This window comes from Streptococcus infantis (assembly GCF_047463635.1).
GTDB classification, from domain to species: domain Bacteria; phylum Bacillota; class Bacilli; order Lactobacillales; family Streptococcaceae; genus Streptococcus; species Streptococcus infantis_W.
This window is the reverse complement of sequence record NZ_JASHDL010000033.1, coordinates 1-8,689: the sequence shown is the minus strand read 5'-3', so window position 1 is coordinate 8,689 and position 8,689 is coordinate 1. Positions and strand designations below refer to the sequence as shown.

The 8,689-nt window shown below is 39.5% G+C and carries 1 protein-coding gene and 1 pseudogene; one reads left to right on the top strand and one right to left on the bottom strand.

Annotated elements, in window-relative coordinates; genetic code table 11:
- Positions 1 to 7,519, bottom strand: a 7,519-nt coding sequence (locus tag QM867_RS10520) for a Rib/alpha-like domain-containing protein (RefSeq protein WP_414315735.1), incomplete at its 3' end; no start/stop codon positions are given.
- Positions 7,520 to 8,024: 505 nt separating this feature from the next.
- Between QM867_RS10520 and QM867_RS10515 the strand changes: the two are divergent.
- Positions 8,025 to 8,240: pseudogene (locus QM867_RS10515) on the top strand (IS30 family transposase); the annotation flags it as partial.
- Positions 8,241 to 8,689 lie beyond the last annotated feature (449 nt).

Sequence of the window (8,689 nt, the reverse complement as noted above, 5' to 3'; positions counted from 1 at the left end):
TCTTAGGATCTTGTTCAACATCTAGTGTTGGTGTCTTACGAGCTGGTGTTGTTACATCTACTGGTTGTGATGGTTTTTTATTAGGTTCGGTTACTGTTCCTGTACCTGGGACATCTTTCTTAGGAAGCTTGTCATTTGGTACTTCACCTGATCCATTGTCACCGATTGTTACTGTGATTGTTGTTCCATCTTCACCTGGAATTTCTACCTTAGTTCCTGGTGGGTATGTTGAACCATCTGGTTTCTTAGGCGTTACAATCGCATCACCATTTGGTTTGCGTGTGATTTCAATCTCGCTTGGTGTTTCAGTTGTTGGTGTTTCTGGTGTTACCTTAGCTGGAGTTTCTACTGGAACTTCAACTGTTGGTTTACCTGGTTCAGTAATCTTAGCTGTACCTGGAACTTTACCGTCTGGTAGGTCACTGTTTGGTACTTTACCTTTACCGTCTTCATCGATTGTAACGATGATTGGGTTTCCATCTTTACCTGGGATTTCTACCTTAGTTCCTGGTGGGTATGTTGAGCCATCTGGTTTCTTAGGTGTTACTGTAACGTCACCTGTATTAGGATCTTGTTCAACATCTACTGTTGGAGTCTTACGAGCTGGTGTTGTTACATCTACTGGTTGTGATGGTTTCTTGTTCGGTTCGGTTACTTTACCTGTACCTGGGACATCTTTCTTAGGAAGTTTGTCATTTGGTACTTTACCTTTACCATCTTGACCGATTTCAACAGTGATTGGACCATCTTCACCTGGGATTTCTACCTTAGTTCCTGGTGGGTATGTTGAGCCATCTGGTTTCTTAGGTGTTACTGTAACGTCACCTGTCTTAGGATCTGGTTTCAACTCTACTGTTGGTGTCTTACGAGCTGGTGTTGTTACATCCACTGGTTGTGATGGTTTCTTGTTCGGTTCGGTTACTTTACCTGTACCTGAAACATTTGTCTTAGGAAGGTTATCATTTGGCACTTCACCTGAACCATTGTCGCCAATTGTGACTGTGATTGTTGTTCCATTTTCACCTGGAATTTCTACCGTAGTTTTTGATGGGTATGTTGAGCCATCTGGTTTCTTAGGTGTTACAATCGCATTTCCATTTGGTTGTTGAGTAATTTCAATCTTACCTGGTTTTTCAGTTTCTGGTGTTTCTGGTGTTACCTTAGCTGGAGTTGTTACATTAGGAACTTCCACAGCTGGTTTACCTGGTTCTGTAATCTTACCTGTACCTGGGACATCTTTCTTAGGAAGTTTGTCATTTGGCACTTCACCTGAACCATTGTCACCAATTGTAACTTCGATTGGTGTGTTGTTTTCACCTGGAATCACTACCTTGCTGCCTGATGGGTATGTTGAACCATCTGGTTTCTTAGGCGTTACAATCGCATCACCATTTGGTTTGCGTGTGATTTCAATCTCACTTGGTGTTTCAGTTGTTGGGGTATTTGGTGTTACCTTACCTGGTGTTGTTACTGGAACTTCAACAGCTGGTTTACCTGGTTCAGTAATCTTACCTGTACCTGGAACTTTACCGTCTGGTAATTCACTGTTTGGTACTTTACCTTTACCGTCTTCACCGATTGTTACGGTGATTGGGTTTCCATCTTTACCTGGGATTTCTACCTTAGTTCCTGGTGGGAATGTTGAGCCATCTGGTCTCTTAGGTGTTACTGTAACGTCACCTGTCTTAGGATCTTGTTCAACATCTACTGTTGGTGTCTTACGAGCTGGTGTTGTCACATCCACTGGTTGTGATGGTTTCTTGTTCGGTTCGGTTACTGTTCCTGTACCTGGGACATCTTTCTTAGGAAGTTTGTCATTTGGTACTTCACCTGATCCATTGTCGCCAATTGTAACTTCGATTGGTGTGTTGTTTTCACCTGGAATCACTACCTTGCTGCCTGATGGGTATGTTGAACCATCTGGTTTCTTAGGCGTTACAATCGCATCACCATTTGGTTTGCGTGTGATTTCAATCTCACTTGGTGTTTCAGTTGTTGGGGTATTTGGTGTTACCTTACCTGGTGTTGTTACTGGAACTTCAACAGCTGGTTTACCTGGTTCTGTAATCTTACCTGTACCTGGAACTTTACCGTCTGGTAATTCACTGTTTGGTACTTTACCTTTACCGTCTTCACCGATTGTTACTGTGATTGGGTTTCCATCTTTACCTGGGATTTCTACCTTAGTTCCTGGTGGGAATGTTGAACCATCTGGTTTCTTAGGTGTTACTGTAACGTCACCTGTCTTAGGATCTTGTTCAACATCTACTGTTGGTGTCTTACGAGCTGGTGTTGTTACATCAACTGGTTGTGATGGTTTCTTATTCGGTTCTGTTACTTTACCTTTACCTGGGACATCTGTCTTAGGAAGGTTGTCATTTGGTACTTCACCTGAACCATTGTCGCCAATTGTGACTGTGATTGTAGTTGGGTTTCCATCTTTATCTTTACTTGGAATTTCTACCGTAGTTCCTGGTAGGTATGGTTTTCCATCTGGTTTCTTAGGCGTTACAATCGCATCACCATTTGGTTTACGTGTGATTTCAATCTCACTTGGTGTTTCAGTTGTTGGGGTATTTGGTGTTACCTTACCTGGTGTTGTTACTGGAACTTCAACAGCTGGTTTACCTGGTTCTGTAATCTTACCTGTACCTGGTACTTTACCGTCTGGTAATTCACTGTTTGGTACTTTACCTTTACCGTCTTCACCGATTGTTACTGTGATTGGGTTTCCATCTTTACCTGGGATTTCTACCTTAGTTCCTGGTGGGAATGTTGAACCATCTGGTTTCTTAGGTGTTACTGTAATGTCACCTGTCTTAGGATCTTGTTCAACATCTACTGTTGGTGTCTTACGAGCTGGTGTTGTTACATCTACCGGTTGTGATGGTTTCTTGTTCGGTTCGGTTACTGTTCCTTTTCCTGGGATATCTTTCTTAGGAAGATTGTCATTTGGTACTTCACCTGAACCATTGTCGCCAATCGTAACTTCGATTGGTGTGTTGTTTTCACCTGGAATCACTACCTTGCTGCCTGATGGGTATGGTTTTCCATCTGGTTTCTTAGGCGTTACAATCGCATCACCATTTGGTTTACGAGTAATTTCAATCGCAACTGGTTTTTCAGTTGTTGGTGTTTCTGGTGTTACCTTAGCTGGAGTTTCTACTGGAACTTCAACTGTTGGTTTACCTGGTTCAGTAATCTTACCTGTACCTGGGACTTTACCGTCTGGTAAGTCACTGTTTGGTACTTTACCTTTACCGTCTTCACCGATTGTAACAGTGATTGGGTTACCATCTTTACCTGGGATTTCTACCTTAGTTCCTGGTGGGTATGTTGAGCCATCTGGTTTCTTAGGTGTTACTGTAACGTCACCTGTCTTAGGATCTTGTTCAACATCTAGTGTTGGTGTCTTTTGAGCTGGTGTTGTTACATCTACTGGTTGTGATGGTTTCTTGTTAGGTTCTGTTACTGTTCCTGTACCTGGGACATCTTTCTTAGGAAGGTTGTCATTTGGTACTTCACCTGAACCATTGTCGCCAATTGTTACCTTGATTGGTGTTCCATTTTCACCTGGGATTTCTACTGTAGTTCCTGGTGGGTATGTTGAGCCATCTGGTTTCTTAGGCGTTACAATCGCATCTCCATTTGGTTTACGATCAATTTCAATCTTACCTGGTTTTTCAGTTACTGGTGTTTCTGGTGATGTTACTGTTACTTTTACAGGGACTTCTTCTTCTGATCCATCTGGGTATCTTACGAGAACTTTTCCTGTTACTTCTTCACCTGGAGTCTTATCTGCTGGAATGGTTACAGTGACTTTACCATCTTTATCTACTGTGATTCCTGGTGTGCCACTTGTGTAAGTTGTTCCATCTGGAATTTTCTTACCATTCGCTTCTTTTACTGGAATCTCTACTGATGTTCCTGGTTTGCCACTTCCATCGTCATACTTAGGTGTGTAATCATCTTTATTTGGACGTCCTACGACTACTGGAACATTTACTGTATCATGTGAACCATCTGGGTATGTAACTTTAACTACAGCATTTCCTACATTACCTGATGTTTTTGTTGACGGTTTGCTTTCTACCGTTAAAGTTCCTGGACCAAAGTTTTGTACTTTTGCCTTCACTTCATCATCTGTAATGTTATGGTTATACGGAACTGTTAATGTTTCGCCTGTTGGATTGTATTTGTCAGTTTGATCCTGAACAGTGATTCTTATTGTTTTTGTTGATGGCGTATTGTTCTTATCGTACGCTGTAATTTTTACAGTATAGAATCCTGTCTTAGCGTTCGTAGTTCCTGTAATTTGGCCATTTTCGTATTTTAATCCTTGTGGTAAATTGCTTACCTGAATTGGATTATTATCACGCATTCCAACACCACCTGTATTATCTACAGCTGTTACAGGGATTGGAGTAATTGGTTCGTTTTTAGTTACCGTTGCGCTTTCTGCTGTAATTGTTGGGCCTGTTACGTCTTTTACTGTAACTGGTACATTTACAGTATCACTTGATCCATCTGGATATGTAACTTTAACTACAGCATTACCTGCATCCCCTGCTGTTGCAGTTGAAGTTGGTTTGCTTTCTACTGTTAATGTTCCAGGGCCAAAGTTTTGTACTTTTGCTTTTACTGCTTCATCTGTAATTGCTTGACCTTGGTTTACTGTCAATGAATCGCCTGTTGGATTGTATTTGTCAGCTTGATCTTGAACAGTAATTCTGATTGATTTTTCTGAAGCATTATTATTTTTATCATATGCTTTGATTTTTACAGTATAGTAACCTGTCTTAGCGTTCGTAGTTCCTGTAATTTGACCCTTTTCATATTTCAATCCTTGTGGTAAATTGCTTACCTCTATTGGATTATTATCGCGCATTCCAACCCCACCTGTATTATCTACAGCTGTTACTGGAATTGGCGTGATTGGTTCGTTTTTAGTTACTGTCGCGCTTTCCGCTGCAATTGTTGGTGGAATCTTGTCACTCGGCGTTACTTCGAAAGTAAATGTTACATCATTAGCTTTATTGCCTGCATTATCAGTAGCTTTAAAAGTAATTGTATTAGTCTTACCAACATCTTCTGCTGTTGTTGTAATCGTAATAGTTCTTACTTTTTCGGTATCAGTATCTTTCACGTTAGTTGCACTAGCTTGTGAATTAACCAATCTACTACCATATTTTGTTGTGAAATCATCAGCATTAAGATTAACATGTTTATCATCTCTTGCTGTTACTGTGAATGTTACAGTTTGTCCTTCAACTACTGTTTGCTTAGCTGGTGAAATTTCTAATGTTGGAGCTTGTGTGTCTGGTGCTTCTGTTGGAGTAACTGGCTCACTTTTATCAGAAGTTACTGTTCCACCATTATTTACAACTGTTGCAGCTGTAATAGGTTTTCCTGGTAGAGCTCCTGTAACTGTAACTGTCGCAGTTTCTCCATTAGTTGTTCCAGTTCCGATAACTGTATCACCATCGTAAAGGTTAACTGTCGAACCGTTTGGCACTCCACTTCCAACATTAACCGTAATTTGTTGACCTGTTAAACCTTTTTTGTTAGCAACATCTGTTGTAATAGCTGGTTTTTTAGGTTTAACGATTAATGTAACTGTTCCATCTGAACCTGAATTAGCGTCAGTTGATTTAGAGCCGTCTTTATAAGTGGCAATAGAAGTATACTTGAATACTCCGGCTTGCGCTGTACTTGGTGAATTATCACCTGCCCAACTCCAGCTCATACCTGAAGGGAAAGTTCCGTCTTTTCCATGTTTAACATAACCTGAAGATACAGGATTTATTGGGTCTCCTGCGTAATCTCCTACTGTTTTTGTAACTGTTAAACCTTGAATTGGGTCTTTTGGTGCCTCTGGGTCTGCTTGTAAACTAGTGCCTGTTGCCCCCATAATATAGGACTGATTAGTAGTTCTTCCGTATGTCACTGAGGCTGCATAAACACGACCATATTGAGCTGCTTCTTCAGCAGTAACATCATCTCTTAGTCTAACCTTGGCATGCATGTGCATTGCATAATCGGAACTTTCTTGTCCAGTCTTAACTCCAAAATAATATGATGCCCCTGGATAGCCACCGTTTTTATTTTTTGTAAGAGTATTTAAGACAGGGTCTTTCTCGTTGTTTTTGAAGACAGACCATCTTTGGTTATCACGAGTTACCCCAGAAGATGGATCATAGATTGTTCGTTTATCACCATTAAAGATATTATAGTTCTGTTCCCATACTTTAGATGTAGGTATATAGGCTGTATTTCCATATGGAGTAAAGCCTTGGAACCCATCAGAAAGTCTTCTACCACCAGTATTTTGGTAACGTGTAAAACTCAAATCTTTCACCGTGTTAGACGAGTGCATGATATTAAAAGGAGCTTGGAAATAATATTCTTGCTGATATGAAGCCTTTGTCATCCTTTTTCCATCATTATTGAAGAAGACATCATAGACGATCCATTTACCTTCGCTATCTTGTACATAGGTTGCCTTAATATCAGTCTTATTTTTAGTGAATTCCGGATTATCATTTATTGTTTTTTGCCCACCGTTCTCTTTCGGATCGACAGAAGCAAAATACTTGATATTGGTTAAAGCACCTTGATTAATTTGACCATTTGCTCTAAAACCTGTTCCCTGTCCCATACTTTGACCATTACGTGGATCATGAGAACCTGAAGTCAAACGATTACGTGCAATCATAACAGAACTTTCGTTACGTTTGATGACACGATTCATATCCTCAACATCACGAAGGCTAACTTCTACACCACCAAATGCAGACTTGGCTACAGCAACTTGGGCGATAGCTTTCTCCAAGATTTCACGTGTCAAGTCATTCTCAGGTGTTTGGGCGATAGTCTGCTCCAAATGTTCAATAGATAATTTGAGACTAGCTTTAGCTTTTTCCAGTTGCTCAGCATTGGTATTTTCTGAAGTTTCCTCAGACTTAGCTGAAATTTCTGAAGTTGGCTTCGCTACTTCTGGCTTGATTTCCGGAGTTGCTTCCTGTGTACTCTCACCATTTTTATCTTCTTTGCCTTGAGATACTTCCACTGCTCGTAGCTGGTCCAAAACATTGGTCAAGCGAGCTACTAAAGCGTCCACTTCTTCTTGACTCACTTTTGAATCAGCGAGAGTCTGTTCAGCCTTAACAAGTTCTTCCTTGGCAGTAACCAAAAGATCTGCATTCGCAGTTTCCTTGACGTGAAGCTGGTCTTTGATCTGTGCCACAAGCTGACTTGCAGTAGCTGTATCCACTTTTACAGAACTAGCAAGCTCTTTCTTATCCTGCGATGCTAGCGGACTAGTATCTTGGGTTAAAGCCTCTACATGAGGCTGGTCGACAGGTGTTACGCTATCCGCACTAACGACGCGCGCACCCAAAAACATCAGTGCTGCAACAGCAACTGAAGCCGCACCAAAGCTATATTTACGAATAGAAAAGCGTAAAACTTTTTCTCGTTTCTGGCGTTCGATACGACTCATGGATGATTTTTTATCCATTCTATTGTCTCCTTTTTTTGAATTTGCTCACCTAAAACACATATTGTTTATATTCACAGGCAAAGCTATCCAAGTATAATTTTATACTTTTTATTGGGAATATGCAAACTATTTATCGCTTAAATCAAACTTTTTTTAGTTTTTATGCATCTAAAACATTTATATAGTATTTATACTTGATTCACCCTCTAATTTTCTTCGGTTTTATTGAATCATCTTGATACTTTTCATTCTTCAACTCATTAAAAATAAATCATATTTAAAATATCACTCAAACGATTGGCATTATTATCGGCGCTTCATTTTTATTATTTTGTCTTTAAAGTTTGTTTTATTTTAAAAAAATTCGAAATAAATTGTATATAAGTTATTTACCTTTTATCCTTCTAAATAAAACTGGAGTTTTTCCTTTCTGTAGAATAAATCCGTTGTAGCTTATCGTATTAGTTGTTTCATAGTACAATACATTTCTCGAGGATAACGAATGGTAAGTGCTCAATACCACCCAAATAAAAGCGTTGAGTCAGTCAATTAAGCTCTAAAACTCATCTTAAAACAGCATCAAATTCTTTCCATCACGACAAACAATAGCGCCGAATTCAACCGCTTGGCTGATGTGTTTTCTAAGGAGCATATCTACTATACACATCCCTACGCCTCTTGGAAAAGGGGAACTAACGAGAATCACAACAGGCTCATTCGTAGATGGTTACCTAAGGGAGCTATAGTAGATTGAACTTAGAATAGTACGCTACGAATTCTAAAACATTTTTAAAAATTATTTTGACTTTCCTAACCTCTTTGTTCATATCTTGTTTCAATCAACTTTAAGAAAACGACTCCCAAAAAGGTCGCATTTATCGAAAAATGGATTAATAACTATCCTAAAATATGGAGAGGACAACGATTGCCCTCTCCATATTTTAGCTTTTATTTAACCCACTACAGTTGACAAGGAGCCCAAAAAGCGAACAATACTTAGAATTCCGTTTAACAAAATCCTAGCATTGTTCGCTTTCTTTATCTAAACATTCTTTTTATTTGGCTCTATAATATTTGTAGTGGGTAAATCCCCTATAGATATTATGGAGCCTATTTTGTGTAGAAAAAAAGTCCCATAAGATCTATAATGAAAAGCGACCAAACCATCATTAGAAAGAATCCTATGGA